General features: G+C 61.3%; 22 protein-coding genes. 14 read left to right on the top strand and 8 right to left on the bottom strand.

From position 1 onward, the window contains the following. Positions 1-273 precede the first annotated feature (273 nt). The 7 genes from P409_RS00430 to P409_RS00405 form a co-directional block, all read right to left on the bottom strand. A complete protein-coding gene (locus P409_RS00430; protein WP_034830532.1) occupies positions 274-480 on the bottom strand; it encodes a hypothetical protein in 207 nt (68 codons plus the stop codon). 89 nt (positions 481-569) lie between these two features. Beyond that, on the bottom strand, positions 570-1,355 hold the full coding sequence (locus P409_RS00425) for a hypothetical protein (protein ID WP_034830529.1): 786 nt from the start codon (positions 1,353-1,355) through the stop codon (positions 570-572). Positions 1,356-1,760: 405 nt separating this feature from the next. Next, positions 1,761-2,090: a hypothetical protein gene (locus P409_RS37625; protein WP_152613164.1), complete on the bottom strand. Its 330-nt coding sequence runs from the start codon at positions 2,088-2,090 to the stop codon at positions 1,761-1,763. 172 nt (positions 2,091-2,262) lie between these two features. Further along, positions 2,263-3,063: a class I SAM-dependent methyltransferase gene (locus P409_RS00420; protein WP_081991066.1), complete on the bottom strand. Its 801-nt coding sequence runs from the start codon at positions 3,061-3,063 to the stop codon at positions 2,263-2,265. Next, complete coding sequence (locus tag P409_RS00415) at positions 3,060-3,806, bottom strand: GDSL-type esterase/lipase family protein (protein ID WP_081991064.1); 747 nt, start codon at positions 3,804-3,806, stop codon at positions 3,060-3,062. The genes P409_RS00420 and P409_RS00415 overlap by 4 nt, the downstream gene beginning before the upstream one ends. A 144-nt stretch (positions 3,807-3,950) precedes the next feature. Further along, positions 3,951-6,365 carry a bifunctional DNA primase/polymerase gene (locus tag P409_RS00410; RefSeq protein WP_034830520.1) on the bottom strand — a complete coding sequence of 805 codons (2,415 nt, stop codon included), beginning with the start codon at positions 6,363-6,365 and terminating at the stop codon, positions 3,951-3,953. Further along, positions 6,362-6,832: a hypothetical protein gene (locus P409_RS00405; protein WP_034830518.1), complete on the bottom strand. Its 471-nt coding sequence runs from the start codon at positions 6,830-6,832 to the stop codon at positions 6,362-6,364. Before P409_RS00405 ends, P409_RS00410 begins: the two co-directional genes overlap by 4 nt. Positions 6,833-7,021: 189 nt before the next feature. Between P409_RS00405 and P409_RS38575 the strand changes: the two genes are divergently transcribed. From P409_RS38575 to P409_RS37620, 11 genes are all read left to right on the top strand, one after another. After that, positions 7,022-7,270 carry a hypothetical protein gene (locus P409_RS38575; RefSeq protein WP_034830516.1) on the top strand — a complete coding sequence of 83 codons (249 nt, stop codon included), beginning with the start codon at positions 7,022-7,024 and terminating at the stop codon, positions 7,268-7,270. Continuing rightward, on the top strand, positions 7,267-9,006 hold the full coding sequence (locus P409_RS00395; RefSeq protein WP_034830513.1) for a phage terminase large subunit family protein: 1,740 nt from the start codon (positions 7,267-7,269) through the stop codon (positions 9,004-9,006). Before P409_RS38575 ends, P409_RS00395 begins: the two co-directional genes overlap by 4 nt. Positions 9,007-9,034: 28 nt before the next feature. Continuing rightward, positions 9,035-10,498, top strand: a complete 1,464-nt coding sequence (locus P409_RS00390; protein WP_034830511.1) for a hypothetical protein — start codon at positions 9,035-9,037, stop codon at positions 10,496-10,498. A gap of 71 nt (positions 10,499-10,569) precedes the next feature. Further along, positions 10,570-11,721 (top strand): hypothetical protein, encoded by a 1,152-nt coding sequence (locus P409_RS00385; RefSeq protein WP_034830509.1) that lies wholly within the window; start codon positions 10,570-10,572, stop codon positions 11,719-11,721. A gap of 12 nt (positions 11,722-11,733) precedes the next feature. Next, the gene (locus tag P409_RS00380; protein ID WP_034830507.1) at positions 11,734-12,129 is read left to right on the top strand and encodes a hypothetical protein; all 396 of its coding nucleotides are present in this window, start codon (positions 11,734-11,736) and stop codon (positions 12,127-12,129) included. A 14-nt stretch (positions 12,130-12,143) separates the two neighbouring features. Then, complete coding sequence (locus P409_RS00375; RefSeq protein WP_034830506.1) at positions 12,144-13,337, top strand: hypothetical protein; 1,194 nt, start codon at positions 12,144-12,146, stop codon at positions 13,335-13,337. A gap of 36 nt (positions 13,338-13,373) precedes the next feature. Continuing rightward, entirely contained in the window at positions 13,374-13,676 is a 303-nt protein-coding gene (locus tag P409_RS00370) for a hypothetical protein (protein ID WP_034830505.1), read from the top strand. Continuing rightward, positions 13,673-14,359, top strand: a complete 687-nt coding sequence (locus P409_RS00365) for a hypothetical protein (protein ID WP_034830504.1) — start codon at positions 13,673-13,675, stop codon at positions 14,357-14,359. The genes P409_RS00370 and P409_RS00365 overlap by 4 nt, the downstream gene beginning before the upstream one ends. A gap of 2 nt (positions 14,360-14,361) precedes the next feature. Next, positions 14,362-14,865, top strand: coding sequence for a hypothetical protein (locus P409_RS00360; RefSeq protein WP_034830501.1), 504 nt, complete (start codon positions 14,362-14,364; stop codon positions 14,863-14,865). Further along, on the top strand, positions 14,862-15,467 hold the full coding sequence (locus P409_RS00355) for a hypothetical protein (RefSeq protein ID WP_152613162.1): 606 nt from the start codon (positions 14,862-14,864) through the stop codon (positions 15,465-15,467). Before P409_RS00360 ends, P409_RS00355 begins: the two co-directional genes overlap by 4 nt. After that, complete coding sequence (locus P409_RS37620; RefSeq protein ID WP_034830493.1) at positions 15,464-15,901, top strand: hypothetical protein; 438 nt, start codon at positions 15,464-15,466, stop codon at positions 15,899-15,901. The genes P409_RS00355 and P409_RS37620 overlap by 4 nt, the downstream gene beginning before the upstream one ends. Here P409_RS37620 and P409_RS41450 read toward each other — a convergent pair. Beyond that, on the bottom strand, positions 15,858-16,055 hold the full coding sequence (locus tag P409_RS41450) for an Arc family DNA-binding protein (RefSeq protein ID WP_161790309.1): 198 nt from the start codon (positions 16,053-16,055) through the stop codon (positions 15,858-15,860). The two genes, P409_RS37620 and P409_RS41450, sit on opposite strands and share 44 nt — an antisense overlap. A gap of 89 nt (positions 16,056-16,144) precedes the next feature. On the opposite strand from P409_RS41450, the gene P409_RS00345 reads away from it, so the two are divergent. The 3 genes from P409_RS00345 to P409_RS37615 all read left to right on the top strand — a co-directional run bounded on the left by P409_RS00345 (position 16,145) and on the right by P409_RS37615 (position 17,630). Next, the gene (locus tag P409_RS00345; protein ID WP_152613161.1) at positions 16,145-16,921 is read left to right on the top strand and encodes a hypothetical protein; all 777 of its coding nucleotides are present in this window, start codon (positions 16,145-16,147) and stop codon (positions 16,919-16,921) included. Positions 16,922-17,040: 119 nt separating this feature from the next. Next, positions 17,041-17,367, top strand: coding sequence for a hypothetical protein (locus tag P409_RS00340; protein ID WP_034830486.1), 327 nt, complete (start codon positions 17,041-17,043; stop codon positions 17,365-17,367). Between the two features lie 26 nt (positions 17,368-17,393). Further along, positions 17,394-17,630, top strand: coding sequence for a hypothetical protein (locus P409_RS37615; protein ID WP_152613160.1), 237 nt, complete (start codon positions 17,394-17,396; stop codon positions 17,628-17,630). The last annotated feature ends 7 nt before the right edge of the window (positions 17,631-17,637 follow it).

Here is a 17,637-nt window from a genome sequence, read left to right as displayed (position 1 = left end):
CCACCAGAAGCGACATGATCACTCCGAGCGCGAGGGTCAGCATCACCATTCCATAAGCGATCACATACATTGGTTCCTCCTCGGGAATCGTATTGCCATCCAGGCCCAGAGCGGCACTCTGGGCCTGGATGGCAACGCGAAAACCCCGGCTGGAGCGACCAGCCGGGGTAAACCACGCGTGTTCATGTCAAGCCTTGGGCAGGCCCCGTCGGTCTAGCTCGCGACGGGGCGGTGGGTAATAAGAGTCGCCTAGAGAACCTAGCTCACCTCCTTTCAGGTCGCGGACCACACCTTGCGGCGCCGCGTGTCGGCGGTCACCGGCGGTTCCCAGCGCGTGCCGGGCTTGTCCGCGTTGAAGAAAATTCTTCGGTTGTGCGACCGGACCACCGCATCGGCCCGCCGCTGTTCCCGAATTTGCATGCCGGCGCGCATCAATTGGCCATGCCCGGCCTTCGGGTTGCTGCACCAGTCAGAGAACATCGCACGCCTCCCTGCGCGAACGGGTGAACGCCTCCGGCCCCGCCCGGAAGCCGGGCGGGGTCGTGAGTGTGGGTGTGGACGGGCGCGGGTCAGGCGGCCTGACGCTGTTCCTCGTCTTCGGCGTCAAGTTCCGCGGCCAGACGCTCCGCGTCGCCTTGCGCCACGGTCGCCGCGCGCCGCGCCACGATACGATCGATGATGCCGGGATCGACATTGTCGATCAGGGTGGACAGGGCCGTTTCCAGGTCGGCCAATTCCTCCCCCGACGGCCCGCCGTCTTCGGCCAGCTTCTCGACGCGGGTGACCATCGCTTTCGCGAGGCGGACCCACGGCGACTCCGGCGCCTTCGCCGCCTTCGCCGGGAACAGCACACCATCCAGGTCCGCGACCGTGGCGATATGGCGGGCGGGGTGCTCGGCGTCCAGCGACGTCATGAGCAACGCCATGCCGTCCTGCACGCTGGCCGACTGTGCCAGGGTGGCACGGAATGTCGCGTCCGCCTTCACAACGCGGCTGGCGACGGCCTTCGCACGCTTGAACGTCGCCTTGTCGGTGCCGGACATCTCGGCCTTGTCCTGACCGGTGATGTACGCCCGGGCCCGTTCCACCGCCTCGACCAGACCGACCGACTTTCCGTCGACCCATCCGGCGGCGGTTGCCACGATCGCGAAACCGATCGCGGTGCATGCCAGCACCTGTGACCGGCGGGAACCGGTGAACGAAGCCGTGGCCACGTCCATGACGGCCGCGAAAGTGTCGATCCTCTTGTCGGCTGCGGCTTCCGCCGCCTGCCGGTCCAGCGCGTCGGCCTTCGCCTTCGCCTTGTCGGCCGCTTCCTTCGCCTTCGCGGCCCGTTCTGCAATCGTCTGCGCCATTGTCTTGCCTTTCCGTGTCTAGCGGCCGTTTCGGCCGGGTTTCCGGTTTCCGGTCGCACCTGTGGCGTTGAGCCCCGAAGGTCTCTTGCGGCGGTGGTCTGCCCGGTCCCCGAAGGGAGTTTCATCAAGCGCGTTTCGGACGATAAACTCAATAAGTACATATTCCTAACAAGAAGTGAGTGAATACAGATAGTTAGCAGATGTTCCTTATTTGTTCTCTTTTCCCGCGAGAGGGAAGGAACGCGCGCGTAGGGTGGTGCCCTTTTCTGGCCGGGAAAGGGACGGCCTGGGGCGATGATGTCGGAAATGCCTCGGGAAAATTTTCAGAATTTCAGGTACTAGTATTCATGCTAGCAAATAAAAAAGGCGGCCGAAGCCGCCCCCAAACCCATCCAGACCTTCGCTCTAACCCTCATCGCGAACAAAATCCGCAGCATCATCCAGGTTCTTGAAGGTTCTGCCCTTCGACGTCTTCCACTGGTTCCGGGACTTGTCCCAACGAACGTCCTTCACGCCGGACGACCCGATCCGGTTGCGTTTCCGTCCAGATCGGTCACCACCGACCCCTTGCAGGTTGCTGCTTGTGCAGTTGAAGGGGTCACCATCAACAAATTTCGCCCGTTTCCGGCCGTATAGACCGAAATTCACCATCCCACCCTCATTGATGACCTGGCCGGCGACCCAGCGCCAACGCATGCGATCAGCCTGGTCGGCGACCTCATCGTCGACCAGCATCACCCGGTCAGTGCCGGCAACAGGAATCTCAATCACGATCCCACCAAAACTTAGCTATCCACATGAATATCACGAAGAAGATGAGAAAGCCGATCACCCACAGGAAGTCTTGCGGAGAGCCGGCCCCTGGATCCCCTCCGATATCGTACTGGGGATTGTACATTTCACCCCTCTATCTCAGGCGAAAAATCACCAGTAGGTCTCCAACATCCTCGCCGGCGATGTCCTGGTCGTCCACCTTAGCATAAACCCTATCGACCTGGTCACCAAAGAGCGCGAGGATCTCCTCCGCCGATCTTAGTCTGGTGGCGGAGCCGACGATGTATCCGGTCCTCTCCGCGGCCACCTCCTCAGGACTCTTGCGACCCCACTCCACACCGACGGCGACGATCCCACCCGGCTTGGTCACCCGAGCAATCTCGGCCGCGGCGGTCTTCTTCCGGTCTGAGTACGAAAGCACCCAGCCGGCGAGCACAACGTCGAAGCTGGCGTCGGGGTAGGCCATGGCGTGCATGTCACCGAGGTCAACGATGGGCGAGTAGGAGATCAGATCGAGCCCGGTGATGTTCCGCCGGCGGAAACCGTGCGCTACCAGGGTGTATATCTCGCCCTCGGTTCGAGGACCCACCGTCAGAACCTTGAGGTTGGCAAGAGACACTCTGCGGGCCGCGGCCCACATGGCGATCGGGTAGATCAAGCGGGTGGAACGCTCCGCATGGAGATCGAACATGCCTCTAAGGTTGTGCTTCAGGGTCGTCTTCGCGACCCCCTCTCCTCCGCTCGTAACGCGCAGCCGTCGCAGTGCGAGCACGAACCAAGCGTATCGAGCAGAACAGAGAGCGAAGCGAGCGAACCGAACCCGCAGTAGCTCACGCGGCATCTCCGAAAACATCGGAAATAGCCAGTTCTGAAGCGCTCTCCTCAGAGAGCGTCGGTGTTTGGTCTTCGAGGCATCAGCGAACTCGTTGATCATGATCGCCTTTCTGCTAGGAGGCCCGGTGCAGAGAGAACATCGTTGATGGCCTTCGCCCAGAGGAGATACGCGGGAGCGCGCAGGTGCGTCCCGTCGCTAGTGAGGTCATCCGCCAATACCCCATCCGGCGCGATGGTCTCGTTGAGATCGAGGAACACCAGGCCGCGCTTCTCCGCGATGGCGCGGATCCGCGCGTTGACGTCGCTGATTGCATCGTTCCGCCGATTGTACCAGAAACGCTGTATACCAACCGTATTGCGATCCTTGGCAACGTGCAGAACCGGCTGAACCACCACCTTCGCACCTGTACTTTGCAGGCGATCGAGGATAAGTCTGTAGGACTCGGCGACCTCATTAGGCGTCTGGCCGACCATCAGATCGTTCGTTCCGGCCATCAGAAACACGACGCGGGGGTGGAGTCGGCCCACGGCATCCACCCGGGCTGAAATTTCCCTGATGGTCTCACCCGCAACTCCTCGGTTCACGACGTCCCAATTCGGCAGAAGCTCTCTCCAATCGGCGGCAGCCGTCAGGCTGTCCCCCAACATCACGATGTCGGCTTTGCGAGTTGGGTAGACCTCTTGGAGCTCGGCGGCAGCTTCGTCCACATACCGCGCCGGCCCCATCACCTCTGGCCACCACCCAAACCGGGCCGCGATCCGCTGTGGCAACTGGCTTTCAAGGGCGACTCCGCACAGTGCCAGTGCGAGGACGCCACAAAACACATAGCTGAAACGGATCATGAAAATTGCCTAGGAAAACTGACGCTCGGGAGGCTCCATAATAGGAAGGGTGGACCTAGCGGTCCACCCTCGTATCAGCCCAGTTCCAGTCCGAAACACCCTTCTCGACCCTTCGATCGAGCTCGCGCACGAGCTCTTCGGGGATCAGAGTCGAGCCTGGCCGGCCACATCCTTGACTGTGAGGCCACTCCACCCACCCGGGACCTCCTTGAACCCCAGGTCGCCCGCCAAGTCCCGAACTCGACGAGTGAATTTCGTCGTAGTGACAGGCCGCGCACCCACCCCCGAGATGCAGAAGGACCAGTAGGCGGCGTAGAGTTTCTTTTCGGAGGTCACGTCCGTGATCGTAGGATCGACCGTCACGCGACCCCCCGTCATAAAAAAATGGCGCACGCTATTATTCCCTGCCGCCATCTCGTCGATCATCTTCTTGTGGGACTCCGGGAGAGTGAAATCAGGGATCTGACGGACCCGAGGCAAGGCCTCAATCACCCATGAGACGATCGCCTCACGCTCCTCGGCGGCGACGATGTCGCCGAAATCCAGGATCCGCTCGGAATTGTCGATCGGGCTGTTGAACGTCAGCACCAGCCAGCGCCGGTTGAAGCCCCCTGAGGTGTCGTCGGTCTTCGGCATGTGGTTCGAGGCGAACCAGTGCATGCAGCGCGGTCGGAAGTGGAAGATTTGCTGGCCCTTGTACTGGCCCGCCATCTCCTCGCCGTCGATCGTCTGCTTGAACCGCTGTCCGTCGACGTTCTTCGTTTCCGATAGCTCGCCGCAGACGTTGATCAGCTTGCCGTACATGGTCGCCGGCGCGAACTTGTCACCCCACATGTCCGGAGGGCAGGCCGATCGGGCCTCCGACGGCATCAGGTTCTTGACGATCGTCAGCAGCTGGGACTTGCCGGTCTTCGCGACCCCGTAGCAGAGCACCGCGCGCTGGAATCGGGGCCCCATGCCGAACATCGTCGCACACATGGCCTCCTGGAGGGCTCGGACCTTGTCCTCGTAGTCCTCGTCGGCGCCCCAGACGCGCTCCAGGAAGGCGTGCCAGCGCGTCGCCTCGCGGCCGATGTTCGGCACGAAGCGGTAGGGCAGGGTGTACTGCATGCCGAAGGCCGGGTTGTGCTCCACCACCGCGCCGTTTTCGAGAAGCACGCCATTGGCGAAGTTGATGCCGCGGACGTCATCGGTGGTCAGCTGCTGGGGCAGCAGCGATCCGAGAATGTCGAGCACACCCTTATGGTCGCCGGCACGCTTGGCCGCGATGTAGTTGCCATAGCGCTCGGCGACGATGCGCAGCAGCTCGCTGCGGTCGACGATCTCCCAGTGGGAGCCACCATAGCGCCAGAAATTTCCCCCAACATGGGCGTGGGGGGTGATCTCCTCGAGCTCCTTCTTGATCTGGGCTGCGATCTCGGTGTGGTTGATGCCCTGGAAGTCGCCCTTCTGCAGCTCGACCACACGCCGACGCAGGTTCGATAGGTTGAGCCGCATGCCGCCGACGTCGACGATGTACCGGAAGATCCGGTCAGCATCGAGCGAGGTGATGCGATCGCTGGAAGAGATCTTGCGCAGCACGTACTCGACCGCGTTCATGCGGCCCTGCGTGTCCGGCTCGAACTTCTCGAACTCCTCCTTGAGGTAGTCCCGGATCCGCTCGTAGTCCCACTCCTCGTTGTCGACGGTGAACTCGAGCCCCATCGCCTTCTTGTCGACGTCCGACAGGCCGGCGTCCCACCCGATCGGCAGCATCTTGCCCTTGTCGAGCACGTCGCCGATCAGGAACTTGATGAGGTTGTTGACGCCCTTCTCGATGTCGACGTCATCGCCGGCGATCTTCTCGGTGCAGGTGCTGTGCCAGGCGCGCATCCGCTCCATGGCCTCGAGCACGGTCATCTCACCTCGGGTCACACCCTGGGCGAAGAAGCCGGCGACCGATGTCATCTTCACGTCCCGGCTGCCGACCGAGACATAGTCGGTCACCCGGGTCCAGCCCGAGTGACTGAGCTCGATTCCGCGGTCCTTGAACAAGCCGCGGAGGAGGCTCTCCACCTGGCTCGGCAGCTCGACCAAGTCGCCGACCACGTCGAAGAGGTTGCAGTTGGCCTCGTATGGCCGCTTTGTGTCCGGGTGGATCGACGGGGGCAGGACGATCTGGGTCTTGCTGCTCAGGCACTCGACCAGCATCTTGCCCGACGCTTCCTTGATACGGAACGTCTGGATGCCGGAGAATTTGTAGGCGAGCATGACGCCCTTGCGCCCCTTTCGGTGCCAGGGCGAGGGGGGCAGGATCTCGAGGATGTCCTTGATCAGACCCTCATCCTCGGTGTCGATGTCGATCATCGTCAGACCGGATTGGGGGCCCAGGACGATGCCGATGTTGTTGTCAAAATACCGCCTCGTCCACTCCTCCTGTTCCTGATCGGTCGGGAAAACCTCGGAAAAGCGAGACCAATCCTGAATGATCGGCCGCTTGTCCTGGTACATCAGCGGGATCGCGGGAAGGCCGTTGGCCCAGTAAATCGGCGCGTAGTCACCAAAAATGCGCTGGGTCATCGTGCCACCTCGATTTCAGCCGCCAGACGATTGTCGAACTCGATCCTCTGTTCGTCGTCGAGGACGTCCTCAATGAACTGGAGGATCTTCTTCTTCCAGGCGACGTTCTCCTTGAGGTTGTGAGCCCGCTCGCGGATGTTGAGCAGCTTTTCCAGCAGAGAGTTGGCCACACGCAGGGCCGCGGCCTGGTCACCGACCTCGCCGCTGCTCTGGGCGCGGGCCCGGAACTCCTTGGTCTCCTGGTAGAGCGCGATCGCCTCGCTCTCGATGTCGAGCTTCTCGACCTCTGCGTCCGTTACCCCGATCGGATGGTGGTTCACATTCGTGACAAGACCCCGCAGTGCAGCCTTCGTCACCTCGTCATAGGGGCAGTTCGGTCCCTCCAGATACCCAACCGGGTCGTCACCGACGAACCCGAGCACAATGTTCAGCCCGTCCAGCTTCGGATAGTAGTCGTATGGCTGCATTAGATCCTCATGGGATGAATTTGTTGGGGCATATGTAGGGGGTGGATCGAAATTCAGAAAGACCGAATTTGGTAGGTTGATATGTACTCATCAGGCCGCAGATCTAGTTCGCATGTACTGTAGAAATACCTTCAAAACAGTGGCTGACCACCGTATATAGGACGTCTCACTCCTGCGTGGAGCAAATGCATGTCCAATGTCGCGTCGCTGCGAACCCCCCTGGCCATCGCTCAGGATTCGATCGTCAAGGGTCTGGAGACCCTCCTAGCCGAGGCCAAAGAGGGGAAGATCGAAGGGGTTCTGGCCTTCGTCTTCAACAAGGAAGGCGACTACGACGTCTTCGAGATCACCCCCACCATCCCAGAAACCAACCTCGTCGGCGTCCTCGAGGTCCACAAGACCCAGATCGCCATCTCCGCGGCGTCGGACGAAGAGTGAGCTTCGGCACGGACTTCCAGTCGGATTTCCGGTCCAGGTTCACCCTGGACAGTGCTGCCGTATCAATGACCGACTGGGTCGAGAAGAACACCACGATCAAGGGTCGCCCATTCTCGATCAAGGGGTACGAGTTCCAGCGGGCCATCCTTGACGACATGCACCCCAACCTGGACGTCATCAAGTGCTCCCAGGTGGGGCTGACCGAGGTGCAGATCCGGAAGATGCTCGGCTTCCTGGTGCGCAACCAGGGCCTGTCCGCGTTGTTCACCCTGCCTGAGGAGAAGCTCTACAAGCGCGTCAGCCAAACCCGCGTGAAGCCGATCGTCGACGCCGATGCCATCTTCAACCGGGAGCACGACCAGGGCGCCGTCCGGTCGATGAACATCATGCAGTTCGGCCGGTCGTTCCTCTACCTGACCGGCTGCACCGAGGCGGACGCGACCTCGACATCGGCCGACGCGATCTTCAACGACGAGGTGGACCTATCCCCGCAGGACATGCTCGTGCTGTTCAACAGCCGCCTGCAGAACTCCATCCACCGCATCTCGCAGCGCTTCTCGACCCCAACCTTTCCTGGGTTCGGGATCGATCTGAGTTACCAGGCCTCGGACCAGTTGCACTACATGGTCCGCTGCTCCCGCTGTAACCACTGGTCCTGGCCGCAGTTCAACAGGGATTTCTGCCTCATCCCGGGGCTCTCCGACAACATCGAGAAGCTCTCCGACATCACGCAGTCGATCGCCGACGAGATCGACATCATGGAGTCCTACATCTGGTGTCCGAAATGTCATCGGGCGCTGGATCTCACCGATCCCTCGTTTCGCCAGTGGGTCGCCAAGCACCCGAGCCGGAAGCACGCTCGGGGTTACTACGTCACGCCGTTTTCCACCGGCAAGCTCGATCTGCCCTACATCCTCGGCCAGCTGCTGAAGTACCGCCAGCGCGACTACCTCCGAGGCTTCTTCAACACGGTGCTCGGCGAGACCTACTCGGACGGCAACATCCGGCTCGAGGAGGAGGTGATCCGTGCCTGCTTCCGCGATGAGCAGCCCGGTGTACCGGACGTCGGCCCGGATGTGCCCGTGTCGATCGGCATCGATATGGGCCTTGTCGCCCACGTGACATTGGCGACAGGTCCGGTCGAGCAGCTCGAGGTCTTTCGGTTCGAGGCCGTTCCAGTTCAGGAGCTGCCCGACTTCGTTCGTGCTCTCTGCAAGCAGTACAACATCGTCGCCGGCGGCATCGACCGTCATCCCTATACCCCCACGGCCGAGGAGATCCGTGACATCTCCGAAGGGAAGATCCTGCCGCTGGAATACCGCGGCACCAAGGAGTTCAACCCGGTCAAGGATCAGTACGACAACATCACCCACGGTCAGATCAACCGGACCATGGCGCTGGACGCGGTCGCCAAGGACATCCGTCGACGCAGCATTCGGATGTCCGGGTATGGCCATTACAGGCAGACCATCATCGAGCACCTGCGGGATCAGGTTCGTGACGAGCAACCGGAGAAGCCCGCTGAGTGGAAGAAGCTGACGGGTCAAGACCACTTCCATCACAGCCTCGCGTTCCTCAAAGCCGGGCTTCAACTTCGGAACCTGATCATTGCTCTCAGCAACACCGAGGTCAGGACGAACTTCGGCATTCTGACCGCTACTGTGCCTATGCACAATTCGCCGCTGATAGGGTCAAGCAAAAGAAGGGTTGAAAACGGGTTGTACTTTCCATATTAGTAGCCTTAATCCTGCGAGGATCTAATGTATGGCCGGCGGCATTCTTAGCGTCATCTTCCCAAAGAAGAGGACGAGTGATAAGGGCAGTTCGTTCACTTCGACCTATAATGCGTCGTCGAACACCGCCGTTCTGTCGAAGCCAGCCTACCGCGACCACCTCGACGACATCTACACGACCCGCCTGGCCGGCAACAGCCAGTCCCTCATTCAGCAGCTCGCCAAGGTCGACCCGGATCTCAGCGCGGCACTAAACGCCTACCTGACGTCCGCCGACACCGAGCCCTACTTCTACGTTCGCGACCTCGAAGGGAACATCGATCGCGAGGGTCACAAGACCCTCCAGCAGATCCTCCTCTCGCTGACGACCCGCACCGACTACACCAAGCCGGCCAACTTCCTCATCAAGAAGTCTCTGGTCGCCTTGTGCGAGCAGCTGCGGTGGTTCGCCCTGATCCGCGGCGCGTGCGCGGCCGAGCTGGTGGTCGACAAGACCCTGCTGCCGACCGAGCTCCGCCTGGTGGATCCCGGCACCCTCGAGTTCACCGAAAAGTCGCCCGGCGTGTATTTCCCGGAGCAGGTGCCGACCGGGTCCTCGGAGCGCATCTCGCTCGACCTCCCGAGCTTCTTCCTGACCTTCTACCGGCAGGACCCGACCACGATCTACTCGACCAGTCCCTTCACCGCCGCGATCAACACCATCGCCGCGCGTCAGGCTGTCATCAACACCCTCTACCGGATCATGCAGGTGACGGGCTTCCCTCGCCTGGAAATCTCGGTGCTGGAGGAGGTGCTTCGGAAGAATGCCCCTCCGGAGTGCAAGACCAACGAAACCAAGATGAAGGAGTTCCTGGACGCCCGGCTGTCCGAGCTCCAGGGCGTCATCTCCGGCCTGAGCCGTCCGGATCAGGCCTTCATCCACTACGACTCCGTCGAAGCGAAGATCCTCAACGACAAGAACCCTGGCGCGAGCCTCCAGATCAAGGAGGTGATCGAGACCCTCAACGCTCAGAACCAGGCGGCCCTGAAGACCATGTCCTCGGTCATCGGCCGCGGCGAGAGTGGTGTTAACACCGCCTCCGTCGAAGCCCTGATCTTCAGCCGGAATGCCGAGCAGCTGAACGGTCCGGTCGCCGACCTGCTGAGCCAGGCCTTTACCTTCGCCCTGCGCCTGACTGGATCCGAGAGCATCGTCACCGTGGGGTTTGATAACGTCGAGCTGCGTCCTGACCTCGAGCTCGAGACCCACCTCACCCAGAAGCAGGCCCGCTACCTGACGCTCCTGTCCTACGGCCTGATCTCGGACGACGACTTCCACATCGAGATGTTCAACCGGATCCGCCCGGACGCCGTCCCTGAGCTGTCTGGCACTGGTTTCATGAGCCCAGCTCCGGCCGACGGCGCCACTGACGGACCGTCCAGAATATCGTCGATGGATCGGGCGCTCGCTCCGAAAGACAAGAACGCCTCCAAATCAAATGCTGTGAAGAAGTGATTCTTCAAGAGTCTGAGAATAGTGGATGTGTCAATGTTAAACACAGCATCGGATATTTGAGGCAGGGCCAGATGGCGAAGTCGATCGAGATCACTCCCAAGGTTGAGCAGCGGATCAAGGCCGTTGCCGGGGATGATATCGACGTCTCGAAGCTGACTGTCTTCGAAGCCGCCGCCGTGGCGACCAAGCCGCTGAACAAGCGAGGCTCGATCTTCGAAGGCGCCCGGTTCACTCGGTCCACTCTGGTTGAAATGGCCTCGCAGCTGAACGCCGGCACGATGTCGGTTCCGCTCCATACCCTGCACCAGCAGGGTATGGAGCTGCCAGTCGGCCGGGTGTTCTACGCCGAGGTGTTCGACCTCCCGAACAGCAACGATTCCGAGCTCCGGGCCCAATTCTACATCCCGAACGAGGAGGGCAAGGACCTAATCGCCAGCATCAACAACGCGGTGCTGGACGAGGTCAGCGTCGGTGTCCTGGGCAAGCATCTTCTCTGCTCGGAGTGCGGATACGACTACCGCGCGGGCGATTACTTCCACATCTGGGAGCGCACCTGCGCCGAGGGCCACGAGGTCGGCAAGGATGGCGTCTACGTCACCATCGCCGGCCTCGAGAACTGGTCAGAGATGTCCTTGGTGAGCCGCGGTGCTTCCAAGGATCCCAAGATCGTTTCCCGTGCCAAGGCCAAGCTGGCCGAGGGCTCGCGGGAGCGACTAGCCGCCTCGGGCATCCCGTTCGAGGCCCAGATGCTCATCGCATCGTACAAAGAGGACCCTTCCATGGACCTGTCTGAACTCGTCGCCGGGCTGACCGAGGCCACCACGGCCAAGGCCACGCTCACCGTCGAGCTCAAGACGGCCACTGCCGAAATCGAGCGCCTGAAGGCGGAGCTTGCCGAGGTCACCACCGAGCGTGATGGCCTGAAGGCCGCTGCGGGTACCTCCACCACCGAGGTGCAGGCGAAACTCGATGCGGCCGAGGCCGAGCTGGAGCTCGCCCGCCCCTTCCTGGCGGACCACGCCAAGAAGGCTCTCATCGCCGCCGGGACCAAGGACCCGGAGGAGCCCAAGGACATCGCCGCGAGCATCGAGGCGATCAAGGCCAGCCAGCTGAACCTGGTGAACCTGCTTCCCGAGGGCGGAGCGTCCAAGCCCGCCACCACCGTCGAAAAGCCGGAGGTCAAGCTGACCGCCAGCTACGACGGCTTCAAGTCGCGCCGCTAAGGAGGATCAATCATGGCGTCGGTTTCTTTTGGGGTCAGCCTTCGCGGCTTCAAGTTCAATGACTGGAACCTGACCTTCAATCTGGCAGCGGGCATCACCGCCGCCGACATCGGTAAGGCCGTCTCGCTCGATGAGTCGGCCCCCAACCAGGTCAAGCTGGCTGTCGCGGATGAGTTCGTCCTGGGCCGCCTCGAGGTGGTCGAGAACCGCAGCGCTTCCGGTGGCCTGGTCGGCACCGTCGCGCTGAAGTTCATCGACAAGCTGCCGACGACCGGAGCCATCGCCATCGGCGATCGCATCACCGGCAGCGCCACCGCCGGCGTGGTCAAGAAGGCCACCACGGAGGCGGACACCATGCCCATCGTCGTCGAAGTCGGCACCGGCTTTGCCGTCGTGCTCAAGCAGTAAGGAGCCCCTGAACTATGTCGCATATCCGTTCCCTCACCGAGATCAAGCGGGAAGGCGTCGAGTTCCTCGGCTCGCTGCGCTCGGACAGCCCCCACGCTTCCAAGGAAGCTGGGCTGAAGCTCGTCGCGGAGGCCTCCAGTTTCGGCCTCAACCTGCGCGACTACCTGACGGTCAAGATCGACCCTCGGCTGTCGGCCGACGAAGGCATCAAGGCTTCCGGCCTGAGCGGCTATGAGGCCGCCCTGGCCCACCTCGGCCTGCCGGTCAAGGACGACCTGAAGCAGGGGGTGTTCCTGCAGGCCGCGGCGGAGACCTTCCAGACCTTCCCGGGAGTGCGTGCGCTCTTCCCGGAGGTCATCGACGATGTGGTCCAGTGGAAGTACAAGCAGACCAACTTCGAGCAGGTCGCTCCGATGCTGGCCGGCTCCCGGACCATTTCGGGTATCGAGCTGCTGTCGACCGTGGTCGATGACGCCGCCGGTGACTATGACATCACCCGCGAGATCGCCGAAGGCGCCCGCATCCCGGTGTGGTCGATCCGTGCCTCCGAGAAGACCGTGAAGTTCTACAAGCACGGCGTCGGCTTCCGGACCACCTACGAGTTCAATCGCCGGGTGTCGCTGGACATCATGACCCCCTATATCAACCGGGCCCTGCGCCAGGCGGATATCAGCAAGGTCAAATGGGCCACCAGCGTCCTGCTGAACGGCGACGGCCTGAACGCGGCTGCGACCGAGGTGGACCAGTCCTCGTTCAACAGCACCCTGATCGGCAATGCCACCAACGGCCTGCTGAGCTACAAGCACCTGCTGGCGTGGCTGGTGGCACGGGCCAAGACAGGTTACCCGATCGACACCGTGGTCGGCAACTACGACTCCTACCTGCAGTGGCTGATGCTGTTCGCGGTACCGACCAGCAACAACACCCGCACGGATGCCGAGAACCTGGCCGCCACCGGCTTCCGGATGCAGGGCGTGCCGATGCTGACCGGCACGGTGGACTTCGTGCTCTCCACCACGGCGCCCGCCAACAAGCTGGTCGGCTTCAGCCGCGGCGATACCCTGGAGGAGCTGATCGAGAGCGGCTCGCTGATCCAGGAGTCGGAGCGCTCGGTGCAGAACCAGACGGTCGACGTCTACCGGACCCAGAACTCGGGCTACCGGATCGTCTTCCCGGGAACCCGCGAGGTCTTCGACTACAGCGCCTAACGAAGGGACGGGGGGCTCCGGCCCCCCGAACTGCTCATGCTCATTGTGAAAACCACCGGCCCGTTCACGCTCTACGACCCGGCTGGTCAGATCATTCAGCGCCGGCGCCCTTCGGTCGTTCGCAACACCCGTTTCATCAACGACCGTTGTGCAACCCAACAGGTCGAGATCCTCAGAACCGACCTCCCCGAAGCGGCCAACGACGCCGACTTCGCCAAGTACTGGGAGGAGGCTCCGGAGATTGCGATCGAGGCCTACGTGGCATCGTTTGCGCCTGAGGCCGAAGCACCGGCGCCGACGCCCGCTCCTGCACCCAAGGCTCGAGGCCGTTCCAAATGAAGCGCTTCCCCGCTGACCAGAACGTCACGCTGCGGTTCGACCTGATGGTCGGCGGGGAATTCGTCGTGCCCGAGATCGGGTCGGTGGTCTGGAGCCTAAACGGAACCTCCACGCCGATCGGCACGGATGCCACGACCACCTTCGTCACCGTCACCGTGCCGGCGTCCGAGAACGCCAAGACCGATGCGGTCGAGAAGCGGACGATAACTGTCTCCTTCACCTATGCCGGCTTCGGCTACAGCCAGAGGCAGACCTACCTCCTCGTCGACGAGCCTCCGCTGTTGGTCGGGCCCGACGAGGTTCGTGCTTTCCTCGGCTTCTCCGCCGACGAGCTGGCCGATGGGGACATCGATCTCCTCGGCGCGTACTACGCTGTTCCGGAAGAGATCCGCACGGCGCTGGCCAGCGCCGACGCTCACATCCTGCTGCAGGCCAATAACGCTGTCCTGTACCGGTCGATCATGAGCTTCAGCGCCGAGGCCCTGAAGCTGCGGGTGAACCAGATCGAGAAGTCGGACCAATCCAGCTTCCAGCGCTTCGCCGACATCGACTTCCGGGCGCTGATCGACACCGCCACCTCCGCCTACAACGATATCATCGACGACCTGGTGCCCGGTGACAGCACCGGCGACCGCTCCTACTTCCTGCTCTCGACCCCGGCCGACGTGTTCACAGGGGTGTAACCATGCGCCTGAAGAACGTGATGAAGCGCTACCGCAGCACCTTCGTTCGAGACGACGGGCTGCGGTTCCTCGGCGAGCTCACCAGCCCGGCGCCGGACAAGGTCTTCCTCAAGGTCGATCCGGCCTCAATGGTCGCCGCGGGGAACGTGTTCGGCACCGAGGTCGGCCGCCATTACCTGGTCCTGTCGAGAGGGGAGAGTGATCTCGCCACCACAATCTACCGGCTGTTCGAGCTGGTCGAGGTCGACCGCAAGCTGGCCTGGAGCCGCATGCAGAAGATCGTGGATCCGGTGACCGGGCTCGAGACCGACACCGTTCCGGTCGCTCTCGGTGATGTTTGGGTTCACATCGAGAAGCAGGATCTGATCACCGACATCACTCATATCGACGAGCGTCGGTATACGGTGACCACACCGGTGACTCTCCAGGTCAACGACAAGTTGGGGGACTACACCGTGGTCGAGGTCTTCTTCGCCTACGGTGTCTGCCAGGCGCTCGTGAAGTGATCCGCGCCAAGCTCACTCAGCGAGGCAATTTCGGCAACGTGTTCAGCCGGGTGCTCGAGCACACCCGTGACATGGCGACCCTAATCGGGCTGCAGGCGGCGATCGCCGTGGAGAAGGCCAACAAGGACTTCTTCCGGGTTTTGTCGTCGAAGATCATCGGTTCGAGCGGGCAGCCGTCGCTGGATGGCGTGCCGGTGCCTCGTTGGCGTCCCCTGACGGAACGATACCTCCGCCGAAAGCAGAAGCGACGCAATCCGGGCTTCTATCGGTATGAGGGCAAGCTGAAGCAGGCCCTCGATCATATGAACGCGACGACCTTCCTCGGCACCGTCGCCGTCCAGACCAACTTCCAAGGCACACGGGCTCCATTCACGCTCGACAACGGGACCAAGGAACTCCGACAGGGTTATCGCGTCACGCTCCGCCTTACCGGGCTCCAGCGGATTGCCGACAACGATCCGGAGGGGACGCTGCCCTCGAGGCTCGCTGCCTACCGCCTGACCAATTGGAGAGGTCAGCGGAACCGCAGCATTCTCGGGCCCTACATGCGCTGGTGGACGAGGGTGCGGCTGAAGAAAATCATCGATGAGGTGCTGCAATGACCGACCTGTATGAAAGCGCACAGGCGTCCGTGCTCAATATTTGTAAGAATTTCGCTACCGAAACCGGCGGCGGCATGGCCGTATTCAAATTCGATGCCCACGCCGAGACCAACAGCTGGCCCAATAACGACGTAATCGGGCCTGCCGAGTTTCAGGTCGAAGTCAACGTCGGCATCCTGGAGATCGAGACCCTGATTGGGATCAGCACACTCAACGACACGAACATCGTTCGTCTCGACAAGCTGATCAGTCGCCTCTTCACCAAGCTGCAGCCGGACAAAATGTTTCCGTTCCTGGACGCCGGCAACGGAGCCCCAATGGGAATGATGAAGGTGAAGAGCCCCGTGGTTGTTCTTCCGGTCGCCCGGACGGAGACCCGTCCGGTGAAGTTTATTGGACTTTCGCTTGGAACCGATCGTGCATTTGGCGCATGAGCTCGATGTCCTTCCGAGCTTGCTCGTCAATGTAGCTCTCAACGATGTAGGTAATTTCCTTATTCACGTCCCTTCGATTCACGGTTGCTCTATCCTTCACCTGATCAAATAGAGACTGAGGAAGTCTAAGAGTGAATTGACGAACCGGTTCCATTGGTAAGAGTCCCATAGATTCTTAGAATCCAAGTTATGTCACGACTAAAAGAGAACAGCAAGTGCTTTCTCTTTTAGGAGTGCCGATTAATGGCCGGTGAAGCCCGTACTGACAACTTTATGCTCGGAACCGCGACGGTCATGATTGGCGCGCAGGATGCGCTCTTCGATCTGAACGCGACCGACCACTCGATTGGACTGGTGAAGAACTTCACGATCACCAGCCAGCCGACCTACACCAACCTGACCCAGGGCGTGAAGAACCAGAACGTCGCGAGTGTGATGACCGGCAATACCGTCAGCGCAACGATGGAGGCCTATGAATACACCTCGAAGAACATCTCCTACGCGCTGGGGCTGGAGGGGTCCACGCTGGCTCCGATCACGACCGAGACCACGACCTCGGCCGTCATCGCCGGCACCGACGTGGCTCCGGAAGACGAGGTCACCGTGACGTCGGCTACCGGCATCACCGCCGGCAGCTACATCATGATCCAGGTCGGCAACGACGACCAGGTCACGATCCGCAAGGTGTCGTCCGTCGCTTCGAACGTGCTGACCGTTTCGCCGGGGATCAAGCAGAACATCGCCGTCGGCGCCCGCGTGTCGAAGGTGAACGTGGTCGATATCGGTTCGCTGGCCGATCAGCCGTACCTATCGGCCAAGGTCGTCGGCACGATCGCGAACGGCAAGGAGATCACCCTCCTGCTGCCGAAGATCCGCGTGACCGCGGGCTTCAGCCTGGCCTTCACGAGCTCCGATTTCGGCAACATGCCGATCGAGTTCACGCTGTACAATCTGGTGTCGACGGATCCGAACTACTCCGAATTCCAGAACGCCCAGGCGAAGCTGTTCTCGAGGGCGTAATAACCCTTGTATTAGATAACTCCCGGGGTAATACTCCGGGAGTTTTTCATTGGGGTTCCCAATCAATGCCAAGCGATAAGCTCCTCGTTACGATCAATGGACAGCCACACGAGCTGTTCATGTCCTTCGCTCTTCTCAATCGACTTGTGGCGATCGTCGGTGAGATCAACGGGGTCTCCTCGGCCGAGATGGATCCGGTGGTTCGTGACGTGATCCTCAAGGAGGTCCTCGTCAAGCGGGGTAAGAGCGGTCTGGTCGAGGACGAAAACTTCGACCTGGACAACTACGACATGTCGATCGACGACGGCATCGCCATTCTCGACTGGGTGTCGGATCACTGCCTCGATTTTTTTATCAGGCAGATCGAGAAGGCAAAGGCGACAGCCGAGGCGATCGCGCCGAGACTCAAGAGCTTGTCGCCTTCCGAAACTGGTTCACAGGCCTGAGTTTTGAGGAGTCGGTCTGCTGGGTCTTGAAGTGTAAGCCGAGCTCCATCTCCGAAGTCTACTGGAGCCATTCTCTTCGAGACCTGCGGACGCTCACCAAGATCACCTACGGCTTCCATGCCGCACAGGTGGTCCAGCAATACGAGACCTTCGCCAGCGTGGTGTCTGCTGCACTGGGAGGGAAGAAAAAGAAGACCGAGGCGCCGCAGTACAACAGCGTTCAGGAAGCCCAATTGGCGCTTGCTCGAGTGCTGGGAGGGTAGAGTTTGA

Source organism: Inquilinus limosus MP06, assembly GCF_000767795.1.
GTDB classification, from domain to species: Bacteria; Pseudomonadota; Alphaproteobacteria; order DSM-16000; family Inquilinaceae; genus Inquilinus; species Inquilinus limosus_E.
The sequence above is the reverse complement of the archived record's forward strand: the minus strand, read 5'-3'. Positions and strand labels throughout refer to the sequence as shown.